Below are 26,025 nucleotides of genomic sequence, written 5' to 3' on the forward strand. Positions count from 1 at the left end.
GATATCCGACGTCCAAAGTTAGGCGCCTTGTTTCGCGATCACCCCGGATTCCGCGACCGCCCAAACACGAACACGCCAGAGCGATTTCCCTTGACCGGACCGGCGCTTTGCGGTTGATACGTATCACTGATACGTATCAGAGGAATCGAAATGGCGCGCCGGGCAACTCAAAAGGACGTAGCGCGTGTCGCCGGGCTGTCCCAAGCGACGGTGTCGATGGTCCTGAGCGGCGCCGCAGGTGAGACGCCTCCCGAAACGCTGGCTAAAATCAACGATGCCATTCGTGAACTCGATTATGTGCCCAACAGATTTGCTCAGGCGCTCAAGACCAACCGGACTATGACGATCGCCTGCATCGTTCCCGATATCTCGAACCCGTTTTACCCATCGTTGATGCGAGGCATTCAGTCCGTCGCGGAAGCGCTGCGATACGACGTTATCGCAGTCAATACGGATGGGCTTGCCGAGCGTGAGCGGCACTTTTTGGACTGGTCGCGACAGGGCCGGGTTGATGGAGTGGTCGGCGTATTCTGGACGTTAAGGGCGCCCGACTTTGCCCCGCTGATCGGCGAAGGCATACCGGTGGTGCGCCTCGAGAACGCCCGCAAGGAAGGCGGCGATATCGCCATCGACAATATCTTCGTCGATAGCCGGCGCGGTGCCTACGAAATGACCCAGCTCCTGTTGGCAAAGGGGCATCGCAACATCGCAATGATCGCTGGCCATGGCGGCCCGCAAGGCGTGCGCGTCCAGGGCTACAAGGCCGCGATGGAAGAGGCCGGGGCAGTCCCCTTCGTGACCATCGACGAAGATTTCAACGAAACTGGCGGAGGCAGGGCCGCTATGGCGGTCCTGGACAATCCCACGCGATCAACCGCGATTTTTGCCGCCAACGACCTTATGGCGATCGGCGCCATGCAAGCCATCCGCGAGCGTGGCCTGTCCATACCCGAGGACATCGCCGTTGCTGGTTTCGACGATATTTCAGCGGCCCGCCTGGTTTGGCCGGGCCTGACGACCGTGGCGCAGTTTCAATACGAGATGGGCGTCAAGGCGGCAGAAATCCTGATGGAGCGACTGCACGGAAAAGGTCCGACAACGGGCACGGCGCACGAGATGCCATTCAGAATCATCGAGCGGGGATCTGCCTGACAGTCAGGTGGGCGAAGCTCGACTAGGGAGGAGACCTTTATGACGAAACATACAACTCTTGGATGGACCGCAGCCGGTCTGGCTTTGCTTTTGCTCGGCTCGACTGCCATGGGGCAGGAGGCCGCTCCGGTCAACTGGTGGTATGAGACCGCTTCGCCCGCCAATCAAGAAAACCTGAAAACAATTCTGGTCGATCCGTTCAACGAGGCAAATCCGCAATACAAGTTGTCCATCGATTTCCGCGGGGCCGAACTCGACAAGCAGCTACGCATCGCGATGCTTTCGGGCAGCGGCCCTGATGTCGTCTACACCCCCGGCCCCAGCTATGTGGCGTCGATGGCCCAGGCCGGTCAGCTTCTGCCCCTGGATGACTACGCCGCCAAACTGGGCTGGAATGACCGCATTCTGCCGGTGTTCTTGGAGCTGGGGAAATATAACGGCAAGCTCTATGCCTTGCCAAAGACCTATGAAACGCTTGGCCTCTTCTACGACAAGAAATTCTTTGCCGAGAACGGCTGGGCCGCCCCGAAAACGATACCCGAGCTGGAAACCTTGGCTGATGCCATGCTCGCCAAGGGCATCGTTCCCTTTGCTGCCGGCAACGCCGACTGGCGTCCGACCAACGAGCACTACGTCTCGATCATCCTCAATTCCATTGCTGGTCCGGACAACGTCTACAAGGCCCTCAAGGGCGAAATCCCGTGGACTTCCGAACCGTTCGTGAAGGCCATCGATACGCTGGATAGTTGGTGGCAGAAGGGTTATTTCGGCCCGAACTACTTCTCGCTGACCGGCGAACAGGCATTTGCCCAGGTGGCGACGCATCAGGCTGGCATGGCGCCAACCGGGACCTGGAACTTCTCGAACGTCCCGACCTACTTTCCGCAGAACAATGCCGACCCCGCTTTCGTTGGCTTCCCGAGCGGCGAGGGCGTGCCCTATCCCATTTATGCGCTCGGCATCGGCTCGACTTTCTCCATTGCCGCAACCTCCAAGCAGCCTGATGGCGCCGCTGCGGTCATCGACTATGTTTTCAGTCCCGATTTCTACGGGAAAATGAATACTGTTTGGCAAGGGGAGTGGAACACGCCCCTTGCGGATTTGAGCCAGGTCAAGATCGGTGACAGCGTCACCCCGCTATACGGTGAAGCGATGAAGAGCCTGGCCACTGCGGTAGACGCCAACCAATACGGCTATACCACTTGGACTTTCATGCCGCCGGCCACCGATACCTACTTGGTGAGCGGCATCGAGGAAGTTTGGCTCAAAAAGATCACGACCGCCCAGTTCCTGGAAACCCTGCAGTCGACGTTCAAGGAAGAGTTCGACGCCGGCAAGGTTCCCGCCGTTCCTGCGCGCCAGTAATCCTCCCGACCACGCCGGGGTGATGGCCTAGGTCGTCACCCCATCATCGGAGACCTTCATGCACCGGCTCTATCTCGTCCCCACGTTGGCGATCAATTTCGCCATCATTCTTGTACCCGCATTGTTGACGGTAGCCTTGGCGTTCTTCCGCTGGGACGGCATTGGTAAGCCTGTCTTCATCGGCTTGGGTAATTTTCAGGCCCTTGCCGCTGACAGCGTGTTCTGGTCGGCGTTGACGAACAACATCATTTGGACCGCAATTTTTCTGGTAATTCCGATCGCCATGGGGCTGCTGGCAGCAACCATGCTGCTGATCGTCCCCAGGGGACGCACGTTTTTCCAGGTCGTCTACTTCCTCCCTGTCATTATCGCCACGGTCATCACGGCTCGTATCTGGCAGGGTATGATCTACAGCCCCGTGACGGGCCTGTTTGGTTTGCTGCAAAAGACCGGGCTGCCAGTAACCAACCCGCTGTCCCAGCCGTCGATGTCGCTGTTTGGCGTGGCGACGGTCGATCTGTGGCATTGGTGGGGCTTCCTGTGCGTCATCTTCTTCGCCGCCCTGCGCCAAGTGCCGCAGGAGCAAATCGAAGCAGCGCGGATTGAAGGGGCAACGTTCTGGCAAATGATGCGCTACGTGCTGCTGCCCGGCATCCGACCCACGATAACCCTGATGATGATTATGACGGTCATCTGGTCATTCCTGGTTTTCGACTTCGTCTACATCCTGACCCAGGGCGGCCCGGCATTCTCGAGTGAGGTGCTGTCAACGATGGCGTACCGAAAAGCCTTCTATGACCTGAACGTCGGGCAGGCGGCCGCGACCGCGCTGGTGATCAGCATCTTCGGTCTCGTCGCCACATACTTCTACATCCGGGTCCAATCGAGCGAGGGCGAGCAATGAGACTGGTCGAGAGCCGCACGACGCTTACCATCACCTATGTCATCTTGGCCATCGGCGCCTTTACGGCATTGTTTCCGATAGCTCTGCTGGTCTTGAATGCTCTCAAGTCGGCGCCAGAGATTATCCAGAATCCGTTGGCGCTTCCTAAGGCCATCCGCTGGGACAATTTCGCCAGGGCCTGGACAGACGCCCGGTTCAGCCAATCGATGGTCAACTCGGTTGTCCTCACCGCCCTGACCATCGTTCTAGTCTGCACAACCGCGTCAGCGTCGGCCTATGTGCTCGCTCGCAAGAAGATAAAGTCGTGGCGGCTGGTCACCGGTTACCTGCTAGCCACCACCACCGCGCCGATTCAACTTTTCCTATTCCCGCTGTATTTCGCCTTCGCCAAACTGGGCCTGATCAACAACGTCTTTGCCGTGGCAGTCGTATACACCGCGATCTATAGCCCGTTCGCCATCATGCTGCTGCGCACCTATTTCCTAGCGGTACCCAAGGAACTGGAAGAGGCAGCGCTGATCGACGGTGCTACCCATTGGCAAGTTTTCACCAAGGTGATGCTCCCCATCGTCTCCCCGGGCATCCTGACAGTCGCGCTGATCATCGGCCTCTACTCCTGGAACGAGTTCCTGATCGCCACGACCTTCCTGCAGCAGCAGGACAAGCTCACGGCCGTCGTCTCTTTTTTCCTGTTGAGCGGGCAATACAGTTCGGACTGGGGCGAGATCATGGCTGCCGCGCTGATTATCGTCCTGCCTGTCGTCATCTTCTTCGTCTTCCTGCAGCGCCGCTTCATCGAAGGCATGGCCGGCGGGTCGGTCAAGGGCTGACACCACAAACCAATCGGAGCATTGCCTTGACCATTCCTGCTGACTACCTCGAACGCGTTTATGCCGGCGTCCTCGGCAAGCTGATCGGCGTCTACCTGGGCCGCCCGTTTGAGCAATGGACCCATCAACGCATCATGAAGGAGCTCGGACCGATCGAGTATTACGTCCACGAGCGGCTCGGTGATCCGCTGGTGGTCACCGATGACGACGTGGCGGGCACGTTTACCTTCATTCGCGCTCTCGACGACTACGGCATTTCGCCAGACCTCAGCGCGGAAGACATCGGCAAAGCGTGGCTGAACTATATTGTGGAGGATCGCTCGATCCTGTGGTGGGGTGGCAACGGCAACTCCACCGAGCATACCGCCTGGCTCAATCTCAAGAAGGGTATTCCGGCGCCGGCCAGCGGGTCGATCCAGACGAACGGCACCACGGTTGCCGAACAGATCGGCGCCCAGATTTTCATCGACGGTTGGGCGCTAGTCGCCCCAGGGCAGCCTGAACTGGCAGCGCGACTTGCCGGGCGGGCCGGCAGCGTCAGCCATGATGGCGAGTCGGTTTATGCTGCCCAATTGTGGGCAGCCATGGAGGCCGAGGCTTTCCTGTCGAAAGACATCGACCACCTGCTCGATGTCGGTCTCTCCGTTATCCCGGCCGATTGTCATATCGCTGCGGTCATCGCCGACATCAGGCAATGGCATCGCCACAACCCTGACTGGCTGGTGACGCGCCAACTGATCGAAGACATTTACGGCTATGCCAAATATCCCGGCAACTGCCATGTCGTGCCGAACCACGCACTGATGATCATGACGATGCTCTACGCGCCCCATGATTTCCAGCGCGCCCAGATGATCGTCAACACCTCTGGCTGGGATACCGATTGCAATGCCGGCAATGTGGGCTGTTTGATGGGCATCATGCTGGGACTGGACGGGCTCGATGCGGGTCCCGATTGGCGGGGCCCCATTGCCGACCGTCTCCTGATCTCCTCGGCCGATGGTGGCAATTCCATCAATGACGCCGTCCGCATGGCATACTATATCGCCAATCTTGGCCGGCAGTTGAACGGACAGCCCAAACTGCAGGCACCCAAGGATGGCGCCCAGTTCCACTTCGCGCTGCCCGGCAGCCAGCAGGGCTTTAGACCGCAACAGGGCTTTGGCCTTAACCTGCCAACGACCGACAATGTCGAAACCAGCAATGGCCGGGCGCTCAGGATCGGTTACCGGGCCTTGGGAAGGGGGCAGGTCGCGGCAGTGACCACCCCGACATTCTCGCCGCCGGAAATGCTGAAAATGCGGACCTACGACTTGATGGCGACACCGCTGGTCTATCCAGGTCAGGCCCTGCGCGCCACGGTTTCCGCTCCCGAAAGCAATATCGGCCCGGTGTCTGTGTGCCTGCGGCTTCGGGCCTATGACAGCGCCGATCAGCTGGCCGATCTTGACGGCCCGCCGACGCTGCTGGCATCGGGCGAAACAACGACACTCGTCTGGGTTCTGCCGCAACTCGATGGCCAGCCGATTGCCGAAATCGGCATTGCGATCGTTGCCGCCGACAGCGTGGCTCATGGTGCCGTGCTCCTCGATTCCATGGCATGGGACGGCGCGCCAGCGTTGGTATTGCATCGCCCAGGGGGGCAGGGCGATTCCTTTCGGAATCTTGCGCCCGGCGAAGGCTGCGATTTTTGGCGCATGGCATGGGTCAACGGCGCCAGCCTGTTTTCCAAGCGGTTCCCGCCCGACTTCCGGATCTCCCAGGAGACCGGGGAAGGCATTATCCTTCATGGAACCCGGCAATGGACCGACTACCGCGTGGGCTGCGCGGTGACGCTGCATCTGGGCGAATATGGTGGGGTGGCGATCCGCGCCCAGGGTCTGCGGCGATACTACGCCGCACGCATCACCCGCGAAGGCAAGTTCCAGTTGGTGAGACGCCAGGATGATACCTTGACCGTGCTGGCAGAAGCCCCATTCCCGGTGGAACTGGAAACTCCGGTCGCCATGATGGTCGATGCACGGGGTCACCGCATCAGGGCCGTGGCCGGGGACATCATCATCGAAGCCGATGACGATACTTTCGCGGACGGAGCGCTTGGATTGCTCGTTTTCGAAGGGGCCCTGTCCACCGACGCCGTGCACGTCACTGCCAGCACACCCAGCCTGCAAGGAGAATTTTAATGGCCTCGGTTTCAATTGCTGCGGTTGAGAAGAATTATGCCGGCCATCCCGTTATACACGGCGTGACCATCGACATCGACAATGGCGCTTTCGTCGTCCTTGTCGGCCCGTCTGGGTGCGGAAAATCCACACTGCTCCGTATGATTGCCGGGCTCGAGGATATCTCTGGGGGCACCATCAGCATCGGTGATCGGGTGGTCAACGATCTGCCGCCCAAGGCGCGCGATATCTCCATGGTGTTCCAGAACTATGCGCTATACCCGCACATGACAGTGGCTGAAAACATGGCGTTTTCGATGACCTTGGCAAAGGCGCCCAAGGCAGAAAAAGCGGCGCGCGTTGCCCGCGCCGCGGAAATCTTGTCGCTGAAACCGCTGCTCGACCGCTATCCGCGGCAGCTCTCCGGTGGACAGCGACAGCGTGTGGCTATGGGCCGGTCGATCGTACGAGACCCCCAGGTCTTTCTTTTTGACGAGCCGCTCTCCAACCTGGATGCAAAATTGCGCGTGGCCATGCGGGCGGAGATCAAGGCCCTCCACCAAAGACTGAAAACCACGACGGTCTACGTAACCCACGACCAGATAGAAGCCATGACCATGGCCGACCAGATTGTCGTGATGAACGGCGGTCGGGTCGAGCAGATCGGCACGCCTCTTGGTCTCTACGATTACCCCGCTAACGTTTTCGTCGCCACGTTCATCGGCTCCCCATCGATGAACCTGATCCCTGGTGAAGTTGTGGAGCACTACGGCGCGCTGGCTGTCCGGGCCAGTGACGGAACGCATTTCCCACTGAGTCCTCATAGCGCGGTGGCGAAGGGCAGAATGGTCAACTACGGGTTCCGCCCAGAGCATTTGTCGGTTGCCTCGCCGCACGACGGAGTGGCGGCCAGGGTCGATGTGACCGAGCCGATGGGATCCGAAACTCAGGTGCACCTGACGATCGCGGGAACTCCCGCCGTCGGTGTTTTCCGGGAGCGTATCAACGCCAATCCAGGCGAGATCATCCACCTGCGCGCTGACGTCAGCAAGATTCATCTCTTCGACTACGCGACGGGACTTGCCATAACGTGAGTTCAGGGCGTCGGTGCCGCGAGACCCCAATCCCCCGGGTCATCTGCGTAACCAAGGTATTTGAGCTGATACGGGCGAGAAGAGTCATCTGGAGCACCGGCTTTCGCCATTGCACAGCTTGCCCACATTGATTTGCCAGCCATCGAAAATTCCTGCGGCGTGGCACGAACGCATAATACAGAGCGACGCGGCCCAGTGGTTGAACAGAAGGGCCCACATGACGGAGGAGTCCTCACCGCTCGCAAGATCGGCTATGGTTTCGATAATGAAGTGTTATCGAAACCGTAGCGAAAGCAACGAGATGGTCCGACATTCGGGAACGGTCTTTTCCTGAATTTCGATCGATCGCGTGCGCTAATCGCAAAACTTCAATTTCGATAGTCTCACGCGGAATGGCGACTGATATTCTCGCCTTTTTCAGAGACTTAAGCTCGTCTTCGGTCTTTTTTGGGCATCGAAGGTGCGTAATGTGTGAAAGAGATGGCGCCGACAAAGTGGCGACATCTCTTGGTACGACTTCGACACGACCGTGAAGAGCGTTTGACAAATCAGCGCAAGAAAAAGCCAGTCCAACCACGCAATTCAGGTAGCCATTGCGGGGCAGAGAAGTCTGCTCCGGCAAGGCCTCGGTAAGCGCGACAAAGTTCGAAATGGGCACTCTTAACAGCCTGACGGGTGTGAGGGCAGGGAACGCTTCCCCCGTTCCAGGCACGCCAGGCCCTGCTCGTCGACAATGCACAGCGACGAGGACCGCGGGCCGACGTCCACACCTGCAAAATAGCCCATCACAATCTCTCCCGGCTTTGTGTGGCCAGAGCGACCACAAAATCAAATCAGGATGCCTCAGACTCAGGGTAAGCCCCGATTACAGGTGCTTTCGGGAACAGATAACACGTGACGGAACGATTGGAATGGGCGCGAAACCGACCGGCCGTTTCGGGCCGGCAGCGGCCAGACAGATTTTAGGCAAAGGAGGTCGAAGACAGTCGCGACTTGTGTGTACCACTGACGAATATGGCGCCGTTCGAGGACCGACGGGGCTAGCCGTGTCCGCATCGTGCTCTCACCCCGCCGAGGCATTTGCCTTCGCGCATTGGCTGGCTGGACGCGCAGTCCAAGCCGGCCCCTATGTGCCGGCAGCCGGTCAGCCCGGCCATGTCGCGGCATGGGCGTCCGAGGAGGCCAATGCAGTGACCGGACAGTTCTTTCGCGCAACACGGAAAACGCTCGAAGGCGCCTGGATACGGCCACGCCATGCCGGTTTTATCGAGCTCCAGTCAAAGGCCGCCGAACTAGTCAACACCGCACTGCTCGCCAAACGTTCGGGCGACGCTGTCGTGCGTCAGCTCAACGATATGCTCGGGAGGTCTATCGATGGATGATACGGCTGACCTCGACGTGTCGATCGAGAACGACGACGAGCCAGCAGCACCGGCTCAAGACTTCGAGCTGTTGTCGGTCTGCCCTGACGACGAAGCCGCGCGCACGCCATGGCGCAAAGCCCTCTGGACTTGGCGGGAGAACGCCAGGCACACGCTGGCCTATGATGGATCACGCTACCATGCCGAGCCTGCTGCATGGACCCAGACTGCTTTCGTTTGCGGTTTGGTGATGCTTTGGGAGGAAGGCTTCTATAATCCCGCCACACGAGAGTTTACCGTCGATCGTTTTCTTGACCAGGCGGAGAAGGCATTCGGCGGTTCGACGTGCTGATCCTTTGGCACGCTTATCCTCGCATTGGTTTTGATGAGCGCAACCAGTTCGATTTCTATCGCGTTATTCCCGGCGGCCTCGACGCGCGTGCCGCGATTATCGAGCGCCTTCACGCCCGCGGGTTGCGGGGACTACAATCCTTGGGACATCGGCACGCGAAGGAGCCGGGCTCCGACGAGGTCGCACTGGTCGAAATGGTACGCACCGTTCGCGCCGATGGTATATTTCTCGATACCCTGGCCAATGCATCCCAGCCGTTGCGCAATGCACTCTAAGCCCAATTGAATACCGACAAAGTCTTGGCATCACGGCATAACCGGTCCAAGTTTTAATCCGCATCCCCAAAGGGTCAGATCTCAGTGGCAATCAACAGATATCCATCCGCGCAAAGCGATAGCACCGCAGGTAAAACGCCAGCCGGACTCGAATTAACGCTATTCAAGTTCCTCTGGAATGTTTTCCCGCAGAATGACCTGGGTGCGCATTGGGTGAGCATTCCAGCTGTCGCCGTGAATAGAGCGAACTAATTGTTCGATGGCCTCGCGGGCCTCGATGCGCGGATTTTGATCGATGACCGCGTCCATCACACCCGACATTAAAAAGTCCCGCGTATCGTCGGTCAGGTCATGTCCGATGAACACGACATCCTGACGCCCCAGTTCGGTCAAGGCGCGAGCTATGCCGCGACTGCCGGCGCCGATATTGTAAATCCCTGCAAGATCGGGATGGTCATCGAGATGAGCGATGGCTGCCGTATAAGCCATTTCGTCGTCGTCCCTGATCTCGGAGAACCCCACGACCTCGAGGCGCTCGCGATTTTCGCCCAGCATCTGCCGGAACCCCATCTCGCGTTCCTCATGCCCGCGGTAGGAAACCGAGCCGGCAAACAGCGCCACTTTCCGTCGGCCGGGCGCCAGGAAGCGGCTTAAAAGATAGCCGCTAAGCCGGCCCGCCGAGCGATTGTCGATCCCCACATAACCCACGCGTGGCACGTTTTGCACATCGGAAACCAGCGTCATCACCTTGGTGCCGGTGCGGGCAAGCCGACGAATGGCATTACGCACGGCCGGATGATCGATGGCCACGATGCCGACGCCTTCGCTCTTGCCCTCCAACTCTTGCAGCTTGGCAACGAGGCTGATCGGGTCGATCCCCTCGATTGCATGCAATCGCACTAGGGCATCCGTGCGCATCATGCCCTGCGCTTCCAACTCGTCATGCAGCTTTTTCATGAACCGGTTGTCGTCGGCTGGCAGGATGAAATCGAGGAGCGTCTTTTGTGTTGAGGCCAAGTCGTCCTCTTCGCCGGCGATATAGCCTAGTCGGGCGGCCACCGATAGGACGCTATCGCGAGTTCGGGCATGGACACCCGCGCGGTTGTTCAGCACCCGGTCCACCGTGGCATTCGAAACACCAGATTCACGCGCAATATCACTTAGGGTCGAGCGCATGCCCGCGCCTCCGTAAATCGTCACCGCTTGCCGCAGCCCGGCTGATTACCGCGCCAAACCACAAGCTACCAAGCACATTATGACGCAACATCCGCGCCTATAACAGCGTCGCGTACTGTCATCGCATAATTTGATGTGTTTTTTGATTTGTTTTGACGTACCGATTGACATCATCTGATTGGGTCGACAAGATGACACTATTCCGCATGGCAAGCCGTGCGGTTGGCCGATGGCAACTGCAACAGGCATAGACCTGTCGTTGCGCGTCAGCTGTTGGAGGGCCGTCGGTGCATAACCGAAACGGGTCGAGGGGCATCTGGTGGTCGCACTTTTCGGACGAGAGTTCACACGACGGGAACTTGCGGGGCATGCCGGTTCGCAAAGTCAGTTTGCCGGCGTGCGGCTTATGACGCTCGGCGATGGTCTGGAGCGTGGCATCCGTATGCTGGAATTTCGCACCGGCACGGGCCTGCGCTTCACCGTGTTGATCGACCGCGCAATGGACATCGCCGACTGCGACTTTAAGGGGCGCTCGATCGGCTGGCACTCCCCCTCGGGCTTTCGCCACCCCGCGCTGCATGAATATGAGGGCGAGGGTGGGCTAGCTTGGCTCCGCTCGTTTTCCGGCCTGCTGGTGACCTGTGGGCTCGACCATATCCTGTTCATGGATGAAGCCCCGACCCCGCAATATACCTACAATCCGCGCCAGACCGCCCCCCAATCCATCCACGGCCGCGTCTCGACCATCCCCGCCCACCTCACCGGCTATGGCGAGCGCTGGGAAGGGGACCGCTGTTTCATGTGGGCCGAGGGCGTGGTGCAGCAGGCTGCAGTGTTTGGTGAGAACCTGCATCTCATCCGGCGCATCGAGGCCGAGGTCGGCACCAACGAAATTCGCTTAAGCGACCGCGTCGTCAACCAGGGCTTTTATCGTACGCCGCACATGTTCTGTTACCACATCAACCTGGCTCATCCGCTGCTGGACGAAGGTTCGCGCTATGTGGCGCCAATCCGCGACGTCGTTTGGGCAAGCCATGCCGGAGAGGGCTATCGCAGCCAGGGGGTTGGCTACCAGTATCTACCGGGGCCACAGCAATCCTTCCACGAACAGGTCTGGCAGCACGACATGGCCGCCGATGCCGATGGTCTCGTCCCCGTGGCGCTGATCAACGACGCGCTGGGCCTGGGTCTGCAGGTGACCACGCGGCAGGATCAGTTCGCCTGCCAGTATGAATGGCAAAATTTCCAGGCCGGCCAATATGCGCTCGGCATCGAGCCATCCACCCATCACGTGTTGGGCGCCAAAGCTGCCCGCGAGCGTGGCGAAGTGATCTGGCTCGAACATGGCGACGAGCGCCGCTACGACACCCTGTTCACCATCCTCGATGGCGCCGATGCCATCGCCGCGGCCGACACCCGCATTGACGCTATCGCTGCGCAACCGATCGATGACTATCCGACCCCTTCGGGCCATCACCGCTCTCTCGGAGGCCGAGCATGAGCGGCGACCTCTTCGGCTCCATCGCCGGCAAAACCATTCTCTACACCGGTGCCGCCGGCGGCCTTGGGCATGAAACCACGCTGCAAATGCTGCGCAGTGGCGCCCGCGTCGTCGCTGTAGATAACGACGCGACCAAGATCGCGGCCCTCAAGCAGGCCGTTGCGGATGAGGCGCTGGACGGACTGAGCATAGAAGCTTTGGACCTGTCGGACCTGTCCAACCTGCGCCGCGCACTTGAAGCGGTTTCGGCTCGCGTCGGGGGCTTTGACATCGTCATCAACAATGCCGCCATTTACCCCAGCAAGCCGTTCGAAGAGTACACTATCGAGGAAATGCAACGCGTCCAGCTGGTCAATGTCGATGCTGCCATCGTCTGCGTGCAGGTGGCGCTACCGCATATGAAGATGGCAGGGCGCGGACGCATTATTAATATCGCTTCAATCACGTTTTCCGGCGGCTGGGCCAATCTGACGCCTTACGTGCAATCCAAGGGCGCGCTGATCGGGCTGGCCCGCGCCTGGGCGCGCGAATTCGGCAAGCACGGCATCACGGTCAATGTCGTGTCGCCGGGCGCCTTTCCCACCGACGCCGAAAAGATCCATCCCGATCTTGAAGGCTATACGCGGCGCATCTTCGATCACCAGGCCCTGCAACGCCGCGGCACCAGCAACGACATCGCCAACCTGCTGATGTTTTTAGCCTCGGACGCCTCATCTTTCATCACCGGCCAGACCATCAATATCGATGGCGGCTGGGTCATGCAGTAACGCTGGAGCTGTTTTACCTATGGGCATCCTGTCCGGCTATCGCGTCCTTGATTGTTCCATCGCCATGTCCGGCCCGTTCGCGGCGCAGCGTCTCGGCGACTTGGGCGCCGACGTCGTCAAGGTCGAGCCCGTTACCGGGGAGTGGCAGCGCCATGTTTCGGCCGGCAGGGCGACGGGCAACAAGATCAACGTGTCGTTCCTCTCGCTCAACCGCAACAAGCGCTCGCTGGCGGTGAATCTCAAATCGTCCGGCGGCAAGGAAGTGCTGCTCGAACTGGTCAAGACGGCCGATGTCTTCCTGCAAAACTATCGCCCCGGTGTCGCAAAGCGTCTCGGCGTCGATTACGAGACGCTTTCGGCCATTAATCCGCGCCTCATCTACATCTCCATCTCAGGCTATGGCGAGGACGGCCCCTATGTGAACTATCCCGGCCAGGACCTGATCCTGCAGGGCCTATCGGGCGCCATGCTCAGCACCGGTCGCGATGGAGAGGCGCCCACTGCCGCCGGGCAATATCTCGTCGATGCTATCACCGCCTATACAGCTTTCGAAGGAGCGCTCGCAGCCCTATTGCATCGCGAACGCACCGGCGAAGGCCAGCAGGTTCAGATCAACATGCTCGACGCCATCACCACCCTGCAGATGCAGGAGTTGTCGGTCCATACCGTTGGCGGCAAGCCGCAGACGCGCTCGGCCGAACCCCATGCTCATGTCTATATCCGTGCGCCCTATGGCGCCTTTGCCACCAGTGACGGCTACATCATCGTCGCCTTCCCCAAGCTGGCACTGTTTGGCGAAATCATTGGCGAAACCTCGTTCCTCTCCATGCAGGACGAGGTGGATAGCTGGACCCGTCGCGACGAAATCTTTGCCAAGACGCGCGAGCGCCTCAAGACCAAGACCTCGGCCGAATGGCTGGCGCTGCTGCGCGCCGCCGATATCTGGTGCGGCCCGGTCTATGGCTATGCCGATCTGGTCGACGATCCGCAGATCAAGCACAACGGTACCTTTATCGAATATGACCACCCCACTGAAGGACGGGTGAAGACGCCGGGCTTTCCGATCAAATTCTCCAAAACCCCGTCGCAGGTCGAGCGTGGCGCACCATTGGCTGGCCAGCACACGCGCGATGTGCTGGCCGAAGCTGGTTTTGACAAAAACCGCATCGAGGCGCTGGTCGCATCCGGCGCTGTTAGCGAGGGTTCAGCTTGAGCCAGCCGTCGTACATGGGCCTGACCTGGGATCATCCGCGCGGCTATCGCGCGCTGGACGCGGCGGCGGCGTTGGCGGGTGAACAGGGCCTGTCGATCCGATGGGATCGCCAGCCGCTCGAGGGCTTTGAGTCCCGCCCGATTGCCGAACTGGCAGCGCTTTATGACCTTTTAGTGCTCGATCATCCCCATCTCGGCGATGCCCTTGACGCCGATTGCCTCGTGCCGCTGGACGAGGTGCTGGGTGCTGAGGTCATTGGCGAAATCGTAAAAGCCACGATTGGCCCCTGCGCTGAAAGCTATCGCCTCGACGGCAAACTTTGGGCGCTGCCGCTGGACGCCGCGACCCAGGTCATGGCGTATCGGCCCGACTTGCTCGAAGGCGAACCGCCGGCAACCTGGGACGCGGTTGCAACCTTGGCCGAACGCGGTGGCGTGGCGCTGTCGCTGGCCGGCCCGCATGCCCTGCTGACGCTGATGTCGATCTCTGCCGCGATCGGAGCGCCAGCCGATGATGACGCGCTTTTTGAGCCCGCTTACGGGGCTGAAGCCTATGGGATCCTTGCCAGTTTCTATGCCAATGCAGTTTATGCAGCATTGCCGCTGAACCCCGTTGGCCTGCTCGACCATATGGCGATTAACAACGATATCACGCTGTGTCCGCTGGTCTTCGGCTACGTCAATTACACCGCGCCGCAGCATGGTCGCCCTATCGCTTTTGCCAACGCCCCGGCCACTGCAGCAGGAGGCCGCCGCCCCGGCAGTGTGCTGGGCGGCACCGGCATCGGCATCACTAAACGCTGCCAGGTCACGCCAGATTTGGTGACACATTTGGCCTGGCTGCTGGGAGCCGAGGCGCAAACCCGGTTCATCCCCAACCATAAAGGGCAACCCAGCCGCCGCGACGCGTGGGCCGATGGCGCCGTCAACGCAGCATGGCCCAACTTTTACGCCGCGACTGCCCGTACCCTCGAATCTGCCTATGTGCGGCCACGCCTACAAGGCTTCGTGCCGCTGCAACTAGAGGCCGCGGCAACAATTCGGGCCGCCCTAGCTGAGCGGTCAAGCGGACCGGCCTTGATCGACCGCCTCAATCGCCTCTATCGTAGGCTCAAATCCAGTTCGGAGGGTTTCACACCATGACCGACAATATCCTGGTCGAGCGCGACGGTGCTGTCGGCATCATCACGCTCAACCGGCCGGAAAAACTCAATTCCGTCACGCCGGAAATGGCGGATGCGTTGATTGCGGCTGTGAACGATTTCAACACTGACGACGCCGTTCGCTGCATCGTGCTGACCGGTGCTGGCGACCGTGCCTTCTGCGCCGGCTCCGACATCAAGGTGCTCGATAGCTACATCACCCCGTGGAATTTTCGCAACCGTCCAGACTATTGCGACGCTATCCGCGCCCTGCTCAAGCCCTCTATCGCCGCCGTCAACGGCTATGCCTTTGGCGGTGGGCTCGAAACCGCGATGTGCTGCGATATTCGCATCGCCTCGAGCACGGCCAGCTTTGCTTCCCCCGAAATCAAGCTGGGCTGGATCGGCGGTGGCGGCATGGCGGCCAATCTCAGCCACGCTATGGGCCCGTCCAATGCCGCGTTGATGATCCTGACTGGGGACCCCATCGACGCGTTGACGGCCGAAAAGTGGGGCCTGGTATCGGGGGTGGTCCCGTCGACCGAACTGCGTGCGGCGGCTATTGCCCTGGCGCAGACCATCGCGTCGAGGGCGCCGATCGCGGCCGAAACTGCCAAGGTCAATCTACGCGCGGCTTGGGGGATGAACGTCGAGGACGCCATCACCTATGAGCGCGATCTGCAAACCATTTGCTTTGCGACCGAGGACGCGGCGGAAGGGCGCCGGGCATTTGCCGAGAAGCGCCAAGCTGTGTTTCGGCGCAGGTAAGCACCAAACCGGGACGTTCGCACCGGATAAACCAACAATGGCGGACATAGGAGGAATACAGTGAAAAAGGCAATCAAACTGCTATTGGCCGGCGCGGCCATGATCGTCACCGTATCGGGAGCGTTGGCGCAGGAGGCGCGTACGTTCTACTGGGTGTCGCATGGCTCCCCCGCCGATCCGGTCTGGACGTATTTTTTGGCGGGTGCCGAACAGTGGGCCACCGATACCGGCAACAAAGTGAATACCTCGTTCCACAGCGGCGACGTGCCCTCGCATCAGGAAGCCGTTCGCGCTGCGATCGCCGCAGGAGCCGCCGGCATCGTGACCAGCAGCCCCGATCCCGGAAGTCTTGTCGAAGTCGTCTCGGAAGCCAATGCTGCAGGCATTCCGATCATCAACATGAACACGTCCGATCCCACCGCGAACTTTGATGCCTATGTCGGTGGCGACAACGTCGTTTTCGGACGCGCCTGGGCGCAGTATCTGGTCGACAAAAAGCTGGTGAAAGCAGGCGATTTCGTCTGGATGCCCGTCGAAGTTCCTGGCGCCACCTATGGCGTGCAAGAGGAAGAAGGCATCAAGAGCGTCTTCGGGCCGCTCGGCATCACCTATGAAGTGACTGAAGCAACCCTCGATCAAGGTGAAATCATCACCCGCATGACCGACTACATGACCGCCAACCGCACCAAGATCAAGGCGGTTATCGGCATGGGCGATCTGGTCATGGGATCGATCAAGCGCGTGTTCGACCAGGTTGGCATCAAGCCGGGCGAAGTCCCAGTGGTGGGCTGGGGCAACTCGACCGACACCACGCAGGAAGTCCTTACCGGCTATGTCAACGCCGCCCAGTGGCAGGATCCGCAGGCCACCAGCTACGTCGCGCTATCGCTTGCCGCCATGGCCGCCAGCGGCATTCCTCCGGGTTTCAACGTGATCACGGGCGCCCTGTATGAAAAGGACACTGCGAAGGTCTACGACGACATCCTGTCTGGGAAAAAATAAGCGTCTCGTCCTGCTCCGCGGCGCTCAATGCGTCGCGGAGGTTGGCGCCCAATTATGACCTTTTTTGCCGGGAGTGCATGACATGCAGTCGAACTCTGCCTCGCTAGAAAAAGCACCGCCTGCGGAAAGCCACGGGTCGCTGCGCCGCTTCATCGGCCGCCCCGAGTTCGGGCCTCTGGTCTTGCTCGTGCTGGAAATTGCCATCTTTACTGCGATCAATCCCAATGTCATGTCGTTGCAAAACATCAGCAACACTTTGGCATTCACCGTCGAACTCGGCCTCATTGCGCTGGCGATGACGCTGCTGATGACGTCCGGCGAGTTCGACCTGTCGGTTGGCTCGCTGTTCGGCTTCGCGCCTGTTCTGATGTGGACCTTGTCCAATAGCGGGGCGACCTCGCTCGAGGTGGGTTTTGTGATTGCCCTGGTGGTTGCCGCGCTGATCGGGCTCGCCAATGGTCTGCTCGTGACACGGATGAGGATACCGTCATTTCTCGTGACACTCGGCATGCTGCTCGTCGTGCGCGGCACCGCGCTGTTCATCACCGACGGCTTTCCCCAGCGTACCTGGAGCGCCGAAGGCGTCTGGCTCGCCGAAGCCTTGGTCGGCGATTTCTACATCGGCTCGTTTCGCGTCTACATGTCGCTGTTCTGGTTCATTTTCGCCGCCATCGTCCTTGGTTACGTCCTGACCAAAACCAAGGCCGGAAACTGGATTCTCGCTTCAGGCGGCAATCCCGGTGCAGCGCTTGCCCGCGGCGTCAATGTCGGTCGCACCAAGATTTACCTGTTCATGCTGAGCGCCGTGCTCGCGGCATTTGCGGGGATCATTTCCTCGATTCGAACCTCTGCCGCAAATCCCAACAGCGGCACCGGATACGAGCTCGAAGTCATCGCCATGGTGGTGATAGGGGGCACGGCGCTGGCCGGCGGTCGCGGCACCATTATCGGCACGGTGCTCGGCATCTTCATCCTGCGGTTCATGCGCAACGGTATCGTCATGATCGGCGTGCCTGGCCTTGCCTACAACATCTTCATCGGCGCAATTATCCTTGGCATGATGGCTCTTCATTCATGGCTCGATCGCCGCCACCAGGCAGGAGTGTGAGCCATGGCTGAAGAGCTCATCCGCATGGAGCACATCCACAAGTCGTATGGTCGCATCCAGGCGCTGACTGATGTCAATCTCACTGTAAGGCAGGGTGAGATCGTCGGTCTGCTCGGCGACAACGGCGCCGGCAAATCGACCCTCATCAAGGTCTTGTCCGGGGCGGTGCCGATCACCAGCGGCGATATCTATATCAAGGGCAAAAAGGCGGCGATTACGAGCACCACCGACGCCATCGCTCACGGCATCGAAACCATCTACCAGGACTCGGCGCTGGTGCCGCAACTGTCCATCGCCCGCAACCTGTTCCTCGGCCGGGAGCCGATCAAGGGACCAAATTTCCTTGGGCGGCTCGACGAGGCGATGATGAACCAGGTGGCCCGCGACCTGCTCAAGCGTGTCGGCATCTCCAAGAATATCCCGCCCACCACCAATATCGGCTCGCTTTCTGGCGGCGAGCGCCAAGCGGTCGCCATTGCTCGCGCCATGTATTTTGATAGCGACCTCATCATCCTCGACGAACCCACCAACAATCTGGGCGTGGCCGAAACGCAAGGCGTGCTGCGCTTCGTACGAGGCGCCCGCGACTCGGGACATTCCTGCATTTTCATCGCCCACAATATCCACCATGTCTTTCAGGTGGTGGACCGCATCGTGGTGATGCGACGCGGCACGGTAGTCGCCGACGATATCGACCCCAAGACCTCGACGGTCGAATCTGTGGAGCGGGTCATCACCGGCGAAGACCATTGACCAGGGAAACGACTATGACCAGGTATCGCGTGGCCGCGATCAATTTCGACCATATGCACATGGGCGATCTGCTGCGGGAGGTGGCTGAACATGAGGATGCCGAAATCGTTGGTATCTGCGACACCAGGCCGGAACGCATGGCCACCGCGATCGACAATTTCGGCATCGCGCCGGAGCAGGTCTTTACCGAAGTGTCCCGCTGCATTCAGACTACCCGGCCGGACATGGTCATTCTCTGCCCCGCCACCGCCGACCACGCCGCGGCCGTCGACGAAGTCGCCGCCCATGGCGTCAATATCCTCATTGAAAAGCCGTTCGCGGCCTCGTTGGCCGACGCCGACCGCATGTCTGCGGCAATGGCGCTCGGGGGCGGACGTCTGGCGATTAACTGGCCGCTAGCTTGGTATCCGCCGCATGTAACCACTAAAAGATTGGTCGACCGAGGCGCGATTGGCGATGTCATCGAAGTGCATTTTTATGACGGCAATCGCGGTCCACTCTATCATCTTGCCGACAAGGTTGAAGTCTCCGACACCGGTGTGCAGGACGCCAAGCCCGGCTCCTGGTGGTACAAGGCTGCATCCGGCGGCGGCAGCATGCTGGATTACCTGGGCTATGGCGCGACCCTGGGCACTTGGTACATGAGCGGCCGCGCGCCGCTCAGCGTTACCAGCGTCGCCGATCAGCCAGCCGGGCTTGAAGTGGACGAGCACTCCATCACCATCTGCCACTATGACACGGGCCTGTCCAAATTCGAAACCCGCTGGGGCACGCTATCCGACCCCTGGACCCTGCAGCCACAACCCAAATGCGGCTTCGTCGTCGTTGGCACCGAGGGCTCAATTTCGAGCTACGATTTCGAATCCTACATTGGCCTGCAAACGCGCACCCATCCTGAGGTCCGGTCCATCCCCGTGGACCAGTTGCAGGCCCCGTTCCGCAAGCCGGTAGAATATGTGATCGACCGGTGGCGCCGGGGTATGGATGTGCAAGGCCCTTTGAACCCCACATTGAGCCGGATTGGCCAGCGCATCGTCGATACCGCAGCCCTGTCCGCCAGCCAGAAGCGCACGCTCGAACTTTTGCCATGAGCCATACGCCGGAGGGCCTGCCAAGCGAAGACGCCTATGCGCTGGTCGCCCGGGAATCCAAACTCATTGCTGCGCCCGACCTGCCCTATCTGCCGCCCATGCCCCGGGATCGCTCGATACCGATCGGCCTGATCGGCGCTGGCGGCATCAGTTTTGCCCATCTCGACGCCTACCGGAAATACGGGCTGAATGTCGTCGCCATCTGCGACCGCCATCTCGACCGCGCTGAGGCCCGGCGCGATCAATATTTTCCCCAAGCTCTCGCCACCGGCCGCGTCGATGACATCGTGGGCAACGCGGCCATCCCTGTCGTTGATCTGACGCTACACCCGCAAGGCCGGGCGCCCCTCATTCGCGGCGCGCTGGAAGCAGGCCAGCACGTGCTGTCCCAAAAGCCGTTCGTGCGCGACCTCGCGCTCGGCGAGGACCTAGTAGCTCTGGCCGAAGCGCGTGGGCTACAACTGGCGGTAAACCAAAACGGTCGCTGGGCGCCACACCTTTCGTGGATGCGCGAGGCTGTTGCCGCTGGTCTAGTGGGTGAGGTCACCTCGGTGCACGTCAATATCCAATGGGATCACTCCTGGATCGCAGGCACGCCATTCAACGAACTCGACCACGTCATTCTCGACGACTTCGCCATTCACTGGTTCGATTTCCTCGCCAGCATCATCGGCGATCGCGCCGAAACAGTTTTCGCAACAGCCGGCAAAGCCCATGGTCAGCGCCCCAAGGCCGGGCTGCTTGCTCACGCCCTGGTGGGTTTTGCCGGCGGCCACGCCAGCCTGGTCTTTGACGGCCATGCTACTTTTGGCGCGCAGGACACCACGGTGATCGTTGGCACTCAAGGCACGATACGCAGCGTCGGCCCAGATCTGGGACATCAGCAAGTGACGCTGCATACCAAATCCGGACATGCCCAGCCAGAGCTGGTTGGCACCTGGTTCAACGACGGTTTTGCCGGCGCCATGGGTGCTCTGCTAGTCGCCATAGAAACCGGCGAGGTCCCAAGCAACGCGGCGCGCGGCAACCTTCTATCGCTGCGCCTTGTCGACGCTGCTATCGCCAGCGCTCGATCCGGGCAATCGACGGCAGTTGCGCGCTGATCGCTGCCCGCCCGGAAACCTATTCGCAGCGCCCCGGAACAGCGCCCGTCACGAACAACATCGACTTGAGCCGTCATATGGATGATGCTGTTCCCTCACTACGGATTTGCAGCGCGGGCTACGAATGTGCGCGCACCTGCGAGCCCGTAAAACTGCAGGAGCCGCATTGGCAGACAAGACGAGGGACAGGCCGTCGGCGACCGAGTTTGCAACCTTTATGGCCGAGCTGACCGAGCGCGAGAGCAAGCTCAGCCGCCGCCTGCAGCAGGTGGCGCGCTTTTTCGTCAATAATCCAGAGGATGTGGCGATCCACACCATCGTCGAACTGGCGCGCCAGGCTGGGGTGCAGCCCTCCACCATCACGCGCTTCGCCAAGGAAATGGGGTTTGCCGGCTTCAACAGTTTGCAGAGCGTGTTCCGGCAGCGCCTGCTCGGACCCCGGATGACTTACGACCAGCGCATGAAGTCCTTCGCCGATGCGCCGCGGCCCACAAAATCCAAGGTGTTGCATCTCGACGAGCCGAGCCTGGTTTTCGACACCTTCGTGCAGGCCGCCATGGATACGCTAATCCGGTTGCGCGAAGACGTGGATCGCCTCGAGCTTCAGGGATTTGTGGATGTGCTCGCAAAGTCTGGCGCGGTTCATGTCCTGGGTGCGCGCGGCGCCTACGGAGTCGCCACGTACTGCTATTACAGTCTGTCCCGCGTCGGCAAACGCGCCCACCTGATCGACAATGTCGGCTCGATGCGCGAGCAACAGCTCGCCGCCGTCGATGCGAATGACGTGCTGTTGGTGCTGACATTCGACGACTACACGCCCGAAACCATCGAAATCGCCCAAGCGGCGCACCAGAGGGGGCGAACGCTCCTGGTGATTACCGACAACGAGCTCAGCCCGGTGGCAAAGCTCGGGACGCACACGCTGTTCGTCAAGGAAGCCCGGCTCGGTCACTTCCGCTCGCAGGTGCCCGCCATGGTCTTGTGCCAGTCGATCATCATCAGCCTGGGAAAGCTGATCGAGCGCGCCTAAGACGAGTAGCCATTCGGCTCGGGATGACCGAGAACCGGGGCGTACATTTGGGTACGTGAGGACTGGAAGCGCAGGGAACCGGCATTTGCAGGCTAGCATCACTTGAATGGCGATGGTCCTAAAGCCTGGTCCAGGCGGAGCCCGTCAGGCTCGAATTCACCGCCGCCTCGATGAACCGCATGGCGAGCAGGCCATCCTCGACGCTGGGCACATGCCCACTGCTGCCGTCCCCCGCCCCGCTCCGCCGCCGCAGGATCGCGTCGACCGCATCGCGGTAGAGATTGGCAAACCCCTCGATATAGCCCTCGGGATGCTCGGCGGGAATGCGCGACACGTCGGCCGAGGCTGGGCCGAGGCCGGGGCCGCCCCGGACGAGAATACGGGTCGGCTTGCCGAACGGGGTAAAGCGAATGACTTCGGGCTCATGCGCCAGCCATTCGAGGCCAGCTTTGTCCCCATAGAGTTTGAGCGCCAGGCGATTGCCATTGCCCGGCGACACCTGGCTGGCGATCAATACGCCGCGGGCACCGGTCGCGTAGCGCAGCAGCACATGGGCATTGTCGTCCAGCCGGCGGCCCGGAACGAAGGTGGTGAGGTCGGCCGCGACCAACTCCGGCGCCATGCCGGTGACGAACTGGGCCAGGTTGAAGGCGTGTACACCGATATCGGCAAGGCAGGCCGAGCGGCCGGCGCGCTCCGGATCGGTGCGCCATTCCGCCTGCTTCTGGCCGTCAGCGTCGATCGGCTGGGTCAGCCAATCCTGGATATATTCGACGCGGACGACGCGCAGGGTGCCGAGCTGGCCTGCCGCCACCATGGAGCGGGCCTCGCGGACCATCGCATAGCCGGTATTGTTGAAGGTCACGGCAAATACCAGGCCGGAGGCCCTGGCAAGGACGGCAAGCTCCTCGGCCTCCGCCAGCGTTGCCGAAAGCGGCTTGTCGCAGATGACGTCGATGCCGGCGGCGAGGAACGCCTTGGCGACCGGCGCGTGCAGATGGTTGGGCGTCACGATGATGACGGCCTCGATGCCGTCAGGACGCGCGGCCTCGCGCTCGGCCATTTCGGCGAAGCTCGAATAGGCGCGGTCGGGCGCAATGCCGATATCGGCCGCCGAAAGGCGGGCACGGTCCGGGTCCGATGACAGGGCGCCAGCGACCAGTTCGGTGCGATCATCGAGCCGCGCCGCCATGCGGTGCACGGCGCCGATGAAGGCATCGCGACCGCCCCCGACCATGCCGATCCTCATGCGTCGAGTGGCGCGGGCGTCGCTGCGTGCATCAACCATTTTTACTACTCCCCCTGGCAGACTGGCTTGCTCTAAATCAGCGCGGCAACGACTTCGATGGCTGGCGCGGCGCGCAGCTGCCCGACGAACTGGGCAAGCCTGGCTTTGACCGGCTCATTGTCTACCAGGTCTGTGCCGAAAATGTCCGCAAGCTTGAGCATTTCAGCGACGAAGGCCGTCGGATCGCTGCCGTGGCGGAGACCGATCTCCGTGGTCACCGAAGCCTTGGGGTCGCGCACATCGACAGGCTTGTTCTGCCAGTGCAGGCCGGCGGCGTAGCACATCCATCCGGCCACGCCGAGCAGCAGGCCATTGGCCGAGCGACCAGCCGTGAGGCAGGCGCGGAGCGGTTCGAGTAGGCGCTGCCTGATCTTCTGTGAGCCGTCGGTCGAAATCTGCAGCGTGCCATGCTTGAGGTCCGGATTTTTCAGGCGGCGGATCGATTGCTCGACATAGGCCGGCACCTCGATGCCGGAAACCTGCGGCAGTCCGGGCACCACTTCATCGATGATGGTGCGGCGCGCGAACGCCTCGAAAGTCTGGCTTCCCATGACTTCGGACATGAATTGCAGATCGGACAGCAGGCCGAGCTGGCAAACATTGGACTGGATACCGTTGAGCACCCGCATCTTGAGGATTTCATAGGGGCGCACGTCATCGACCACAAGCGCGCCGACCCGGTCCCATGCCGGCATCGCGCACCGATGCGTGTCCTCGATCACCCACATGCGGAACGGCTCGCCGACGACGAGCCCGAAATCGGCAATGCCGGTTTGCTCGGCAAACCGCGCGATATCGCCAGGCTGGGTCGCGGGCACGATCCGGTCGACCATGGTGTTGAGAAAATGTACCTGCTGCGCGATCCGATCGGCAATTGCGGGGTCGACGCGCTGGGCCAGCCCGAGTACCGCCCGCCGCAGCGTCGCGCCATTGTCCGGCACGTTGTCGCAACTCATGATCGCCGGCAGGTCAACCTCGCGTTGCAGCCGCAGCGTCAAGGCCTCGAGCACGAAGCCCGGCACCGAGCGCGGCACATGGGGCTCGGCGATATCGTGCACGATATCGGGATGATCGACGTCCAGTTCCCCGGTCGCGGGAATGTGGCAATAGCCCTTTTCGGTCACCGTCATGGTGATCAGCCGGATCGCCGGATCGGCAGCGGCTTCGAGGGCCGCCTGCAGCGACAGGCGATAGGGGTCGTAGGCTTCGTCCAGCACCGAAATGTGGCCCAGTTCCGAGCCGACCAGCCGCCTTGTGACGGCGCCGTCCTCGCGCAGCTCGCGGCAGAACAGCCCCGACTGGACCCCGAGCACGTTGGCGATATCGGGGGCGCGCAGGTTGACGCCGACAATGCCCCAGTCGCCGAACGCGACCTGCAGCGCATCGTCGGTCCATTCGGCCTGGTGGCAGCGATGAAAGGCGCCGTCGCCGAGGTGCAGGATGCCGGGCTTGAGTTTTTCGCGATCATAGCCGGGGCGCTGCACGGATGCCGGCAAGTGGGCCGCCGTGGCGGCAGTCAGCCGCTGGGCACCGGAAAGCGACAACAGGCTCATTTTGGGCTTCGAGGCGGCGCGCCGACCACAGTCTGTTCGAGATCGACCAGCGCGCCGGTCATCAGCCCCGAACTTGGGCTCAGCATGAACAGCGCGAGCTGGGCGACTTCGTCATCGGTCAGCATGCGTCCGAGCGGCATATTGGCGGCCACTTGCACCGCCCAGTCGGCGCCCTTGCCCAGCGTAACGCCCTGCATCTGGTTTTCGCCCGGCGTCGCGGCCCAACCCATCATGATGCCGTTGACGCGGATCTGGTCGGGCAAATGGGCATGGGCAGCATTGCGTGTGAGGGTCGCCAGCGCCCCCTTGCTCGCCGAATAGATCGCCAGGTCGGGCGAGCCGCAATGCGCATTCATCGACAGGATATTGACGATGGCCCCCGGTGCCTTACGGCCCAGCATGTCGCGGATGGCGGCTTGCATCAGAAAAAACGGCGCCTTGGCGTTGACCGCGAAAAGCCGGTCCCACAACTCAGGCGAGCCGTCAAGGAAGGACGCCCGGTCGGTAACGCCGGCCGCGTTGACCAGCGCATCGATGCGGCCGAACCGCTGGATTGTCGCCGCGGCAACGGTTTCCGCGGCCTTTGGCCCTGCGAGGTCCGCGGCAATGAAATCGACGGCGCAGTGGGCGGTCGTCAGGTCACGGGCCAGTGCAACGCCGCGCACGTCATCCCGGCCAGTCAACAGGATGCCGGCAGCGCCGCTGGCGGCGGCGAGCGCAGCGACCTTGGCCCCCACGCCCTGGGTCGAACCGGTCACAAGAACGACCATTCCATCGAGCCGAACGTCCATCGTATCCCGCCACAATTTCAAATAGCGCAATATGGAATTACATTTCCAACCGGCGCTGTCAAATTCCGCCGCCTTGAACACGCGGCCAGCGAGCGGCCGGGAAAAGCTGGCTTTTTTCTATATCGTTCAAACCATAAAGCAGAATATGCTCAATTGACGTTGTGAAAACTACCATCCATATTGATGGAAATGGAAATCCTGTTCCGACAGAAAAGGTCATAAGACCCGCGGGAACAAGGGGCGAG

At 61.0% G+C, this 26,025-nt stretch carries 24 protein-coding genes; 20 read left to right on the plus strand and 4 right to left on the minus strand.

The genetic code is table 11. The features are described from left to right. The first annotated feature begins 150 nt into the window (after positions 1-150). From ABIB57_RS09790 to ABIB57_RS09830, 9 genes are all read left to right on the plus strand, one after another. A complete protein-coding gene (locus ABIB57_RS09790; protein WP_354040366.1) occupies positions 151-1,152 on the plus strand; it encodes a LacI family DNA-binding transcriptional regulator in 1,002 nt (333 codons plus the stop codon). A 39-nt stretch (positions 1,153-1,191) separates the two neighbouring features. After that, positions 1,192-2,517: an ABC transporter substrate-binding protein gene (locus ABIB57_RS09795; protein ID WP_354040368.1), complete on the plus strand. Its 1,326-nt coding sequence runs from the start codon at positions 1,192-1,194 to the stop codon at positions 2,515-2,517. Between the two features lie 58 nt (positions 2,518-2,575). Beyond that, the gene (locus tag ABIB57_RS09800) at positions 2,576-3,421 is read left to right on the plus strand and encodes a carbohydrate ABC transporter permease (RefSeq protein ID WP_354040369.1); all 846 of its coding nucleotides are present in this window, start codon (positions 2,576-2,578) and stop codon (positions 3,419-3,421) included. Beyond that, positions 3,418-4,251: a carbohydrate ABC transporter permease gene (locus ABIB57_RS09805; protein ID WP_354040371.1), complete on the plus strand. Its 834-nt coding sequence runs from the start codon at positions 3,418-3,420 to the stop codon at positions 4,249-4,251. The genes ABIB57_RS09800 and ABIB57_RS09805 overlap by 4 nt, the downstream gene beginning before the upstream one ends. A gap of 26 nt (positions 4,252-4,277) precedes the next feature. Beyond that, a complete protein-coding gene (locus ABIB57_RS09810) occupies positions 4,278-6,434 on the plus strand; it encodes an ADP-ribosylglycohydrolase family protein (RefSeq protein ID WP_354040373.1) in 2,157 nt (718 codons plus the stop codon). Continuing rightward, positions 6,434-7,507, plus strand: coding sequence for an ABC transporter ATP-binding protein (locus ABIB57_RS09815; RefSeq protein ID WP_354040375.1), 1,074 nt, complete (start codon positions 6,434-6,436; stop codon positions 7,505-7,507). The genes ABIB57_RS09810 and ABIB57_RS09815 overlap by 1 nt, the downstream gene beginning before the upstream one ends. Before the next feature lie 1,046 nt (positions 7,508-8,553). Continuing rightward, positions 8,554-8,889 (plus strand): type 2 periplasmic-binding domain-containing protein, encoded by a 336-nt coding sequence (locus ABIB57_RS09820; protein ID WP_354040376.1) that lies wholly within the window; start codon positions 8,554-8,556, stop codon positions 8,887-8,889. Then, a complete protein-coding gene (locus tag ABIB57_RS09825) occupies positions 8,882-9,220 on the plus strand; it encodes a hypothetical protein (protein ID WP_354040378.1) in 339 nt (112 codons plus the stop codon). The genes ABIB57_RS09820 and ABIB57_RS09825 overlap by 8 nt, the downstream gene beginning before the upstream one ends. After that, entirely contained in the window at positions 9,214-9,495 is a 282-nt protein-coding gene (locus ABIB57_RS09830) for a hypothetical protein (protein WP_354040379.1), read from the plus strand. The genes ABIB57_RS09825 and ABIB57_RS09830 overlap by 7 nt, the downstream gene beginning before the upstream one ends. Positions 9,496-9,654: 159 nt before the next feature. Here ABIB57_RS09830 and ABIB57_RS09835 read toward each other — a convergent pair whose 3' ends face one another. After that, on the minus strand, positions 9,655-10,671 hold the full coding sequence (locus tag ABIB57_RS09835; RefSeq protein ID WP_354040381.1) for a LacI family DNA-binding transcriptional regulator: 1,017 nt from the start codon (positions 10,669-10,671) through the stop codon (positions 9,655-9,657). A gap of 319 nt (positions 10,672-10,990) precedes the next feature. On the opposite strand from ABIB57_RS09835, the gene ABIB57_RS09840 reads away from it, so the two are divergent. From ABIB57_RS09840 to ABIB57_RS09890, 11 genes are all read left to right on the plus strand, one after another. Continuing rightward, on the plus strand, positions 10,991-12,172 hold the full coding sequence (locus tag ABIB57_RS09840; protein ID WP_354040383.1) for an aldose 1-epimerase family protein: 1,182 nt from the start codon (positions 10,991-10,993) through the stop codon (positions 12,170-12,172). After that, complete coding sequence (locus ABIB57_RS09845; RefSeq protein WP_354040384.1) at positions 12,169-12,939, plus strand: SDR family NAD(P)-dependent oxidoreductase; 771 nt, start codon at positions 12,169-12,171, stop codon at positions 12,937-12,939. The genes ABIB57_RS09840 and ABIB57_RS09845 overlap by 4 nt, the downstream gene beginning before the upstream one ends. A 19-nt stretch (positions 12,940-12,958) precedes the next feature. Then, the gene (locus ABIB57_RS09850; protein WP_354040386.1) at positions 12,959-14,152 is read left to right on the plus strand and encodes a CaiB/BaiF CoA transferase family protein; all 1,194 of its coding nucleotides are present in this window, start codon (positions 12,959-12,961) and stop codon (positions 14,150-14,152) included. Then, positions 14,149-15,294 carry an extracellular solute-binding protein gene (locus ABIB57_RS09855; protein ID WP_354040387.1) on the plus strand — a complete coding sequence of 382 codons (1,146 nt, stop codon included), beginning with the start codon at positions 14,149-14,151 and terminating at the stop codon, positions 15,292-15,294. Before ABIB57_RS09850 ends, ABIB57_RS09855 begins: the two co-directional genes overlap by 4 nt. After that, complete coding sequence (locus ABIB57_RS09860) at positions 15,291-16,061, plus strand: enoyl-CoA hydratase/isomerase family protein (protein WP_354040389.1); 771 nt, start codon at positions 15,291-15,293, stop codon at positions 16,059-16,061. The genes ABIB57_RS09855 and ABIB57_RS09860 overlap by 4 nt, the downstream gene beginning before the upstream one ends. A 99-nt stretch (positions 16,062-16,160) precedes the next feature. Continuing rightward, on the plus strand, positions 16,161-17,063 hold the full coding sequence (locus ABIB57_RS09865; RefSeq protein ID WP_502914372.1) for a substrate-binding domain-containing protein: 903 nt from the start codon (positions 16,161-16,163) through the stop codon (positions 17,061-17,063). A gap of 82 nt (positions 17,064-17,145) precedes the next feature. Then, positions 17,146-18,171: an ABC transporter permease gene (locus ABIB57_RS09870; protein WP_354040393.1), complete on the plus strand. Its 1,026-nt coding sequence runs from the start codon at positions 17,146-17,148 to the stop codon at positions 18,169-18,171. Between the two features lie 3 nt (positions 18,172-18,174). Further along, positions 18,175-18,924: an ATP-binding cassette domain-containing protein gene (locus ABIB57_RS09875; protein ID WP_354040394.1), complete on the plus strand. Its 750-nt coding sequence runs from the start codon at positions 18,175-18,177 to the stop codon at positions 18,922-18,924. Between the two features lie 14 nt (positions 18,925-18,938). After that, the gene (locus ABIB57_RS09880; protein WP_354040396.1) at positions 18,939-20,015 is read left to right on the plus strand and encodes a Gfo/Idh/MocA family protein; all 1,077 of its coding nucleotides are present in this window, start codon (positions 18,939-18,941) and stop codon (positions 20,013-20,015) included. After that, positions 20,012-21,118, plus strand: a complete 1,107-nt coding sequence (locus ABIB57_RS09885; RefSeq protein WP_354040398.1) for a Gfo/Idh/MocA family protein — start codon at positions 20,012-20,014, stop codon at positions 21,116-21,118. Before ABIB57_RS09880 ends, ABIB57_RS09885 begins: the two co-directional genes overlap by 4 nt. Positions 21,119-21,335: 217 nt before the next feature. Beyond that, positions 21,336-22,148, plus strand: coding sequence for a MurR/RpiR family transcriptional regulator (locus ABIB57_RS09890; RefSeq protein ID WP_354040399.1), 813 nt, complete (start codon positions 21,336-21,338; stop codon positions 22,146-22,148). Between the two features lie 118 nt (positions 22,149-22,266). Here the strand turns inward: ABIB57_RS09890 and ABIB57_RS09895 are convergent, their stop codons facing one another. The 3 genes from ABIB57_RS09895 to ABIB57_RS09905 are packed head-to-tail and all read right to left on the minus strand — an operon-like array spanning position 22,267 to position 25,780. Beyond that, the gene (locus ABIB57_RS09895) at positions 22,267-23,436 is read right to left on the minus strand and encodes a Gfo/Idh/MocA family protein (protein WP_354040401.1); all 1,170 of its coding nucleotides are present in this window, start codon (positions 23,434-23,436) and stop codon (positions 22,267-22,269) included. A gap of 32 nt (positions 23,437-23,468) precedes the next feature. Further along, positions 23,469-24,989: a mannitol dehydrogenase family protein gene (locus ABIB57_RS09900; protein WP_354040403.1), complete on the minus strand. Its 1,521-nt coding sequence runs from the start codon at positions 24,987-24,989 to the stop codon at positions 23,469-23,471. Next, a complete protein-coding gene (locus ABIB57_RS09905) occupies positions 24,986-25,780 on the minus strand; it encodes an SDR family oxidoreductase (protein WP_354040405.1) in 795 nt (264 codons plus the stop codon). The genes ABIB57_RS09900 and ABIB57_RS09905 overlap by 4 nt, the downstream gene beginning before the upstream one ends. Positions 25,781-26,025: the final 245 nt, after the last annotated feature.

The organism is Devosia sp. UYZn731 (genome assembly GCF_040546795.1).
Classification (GTDB): Bacteria; Pseudomonadota; Alphaproteobacteria; order Rhizobiales; family Devosiaceae; genus Devosia.

Coding starts and splice junctions, on each gene's coding strand:
- ABIB57_RS09870 (WP_354040393.1), top strand. CDS start 17,146: ATGCAGTCGAACTCTGCCTCGCTAGAAAAAGCACCGCCTGCGGAAAGC.
- ABIB57_RS09795 (WP_354040368.1), top strand. CDS start 1,192: ATGACGAAACATACAACTCTTGGATGGACCGCAGCCGGTCTGGCTTTG.
- ABIB57_RS09865 (WP_502914372.1), top strand. CDS start 16,161: ATGATCGTCACCGTATCGGGAGCGTTGGCGCAGGAGGCGCGTACGTTC.
- ABIB57_RS09805 (WP_354040371.1), top strand. CDS start 3,418: ATGAGACTGGTCGAGAGCCGCACGACGCTTACCATCACCTATGTCATC.
- ABIB57_RS09850 (WP_354040386.1), top strand. CDS start 12,959: ATGGGCATCCTGTCCGGCTATCGCGTCCTTGATTGTTCCATCGCCATG.
- ABIB57_RS09825 (WP_354040378.1), top strand. CDS start 8,882: ATGGATGATACGGCTGACCTCGACGTGTCGATCGAGAACGACGACGAG.
- ABIB57_RS09790 (WP_354040366.1), top strand. CDS start 151: ATGGCGCGCCGGGCAACTCAAAAGGACGTAGCGCGTGTCGCCGGGCTG.
- ABIB57_RS09845 (WP_354040384.1), top strand. CDS start 12,169: ATGAGCGGCGACCTCTTCGGCTCCATCGCCGGCAAAACCATTCTCTAC.
- ABIB57_RS09860 (WP_354040389.1), top strand. CDS start 15,291: ATGACCGACAATATCCTGGTCGAGCGCGACGGTGCTGTCGGCATCATC.
- ABIB57_RS09895 (WP_354040401.1), bottom strand. CDS start 23,436: ATGGTTGATGCACGCAGCGACGCCCGCGCCACTCGACGCATGAGGATC.
- ABIB57_RS09885 (WP_354040398.1), top strand. CDS start 20,012: ATGAGCCATACGCCGGAGGGCCTGCCAAGCGAAGACGCCTATGCGCTG.
- ABIB57_RS09905 (WP_354040405.1), bottom strand. CDS start 25,780: ATGGACGTTCGGCTCGATGGAATGGTCGTTCTTGTGACCGGTTCGACC.
- ABIB57_RS09890 (WP_354040399.1), top strand. CDS start 21,336: ATGGCCGAGCTGACCGAGCGCGAGAGCAAGCTCAGCCGCCGCCTGCAG.
- ABIB57_RS09875 (WP_354040394.1), top strand. CDS start 18,175: ATGGCTGAAGAGCTCATCCGCATGGAGCACATCCACAAGTCGTATGGT.
- ABIB57_RS09835 (WP_354040381.1), bottom strand. CDS start 10,671: ATGCGCTCGACCCTAAGTGATATTGCGCGTGAATCTGGTGTTTCGAAT.
- ABIB57_RS09800 (WP_354040369.1), top strand. CDS start 2,576: ATGCACCGGCTCTATCTCGTCCCCACGTTGGCGATCAATTTCGCCATC.
- ABIB57_RS09815 (WP_354040375.1), top strand. CDS start 6,434: ATGGCCTCGGTTTCAATTGCTGCGGTTGAGAAGAATTATGCCGGCCAT.
- ABIB57_RS09880 (WP_354040396.1), top strand. CDS start 18,939: ATGACCAGGTATCGCGTGGCCGCGATCAATTTCGACCATATGCACATG.
- ABIB57_RS09900 (WP_354040403.1), bottom strand. CDS start 24,989: ATGAGCCTGTTGTCGCTTTCCGGTGCCCAGCGGCTGACTGCCGCCACG.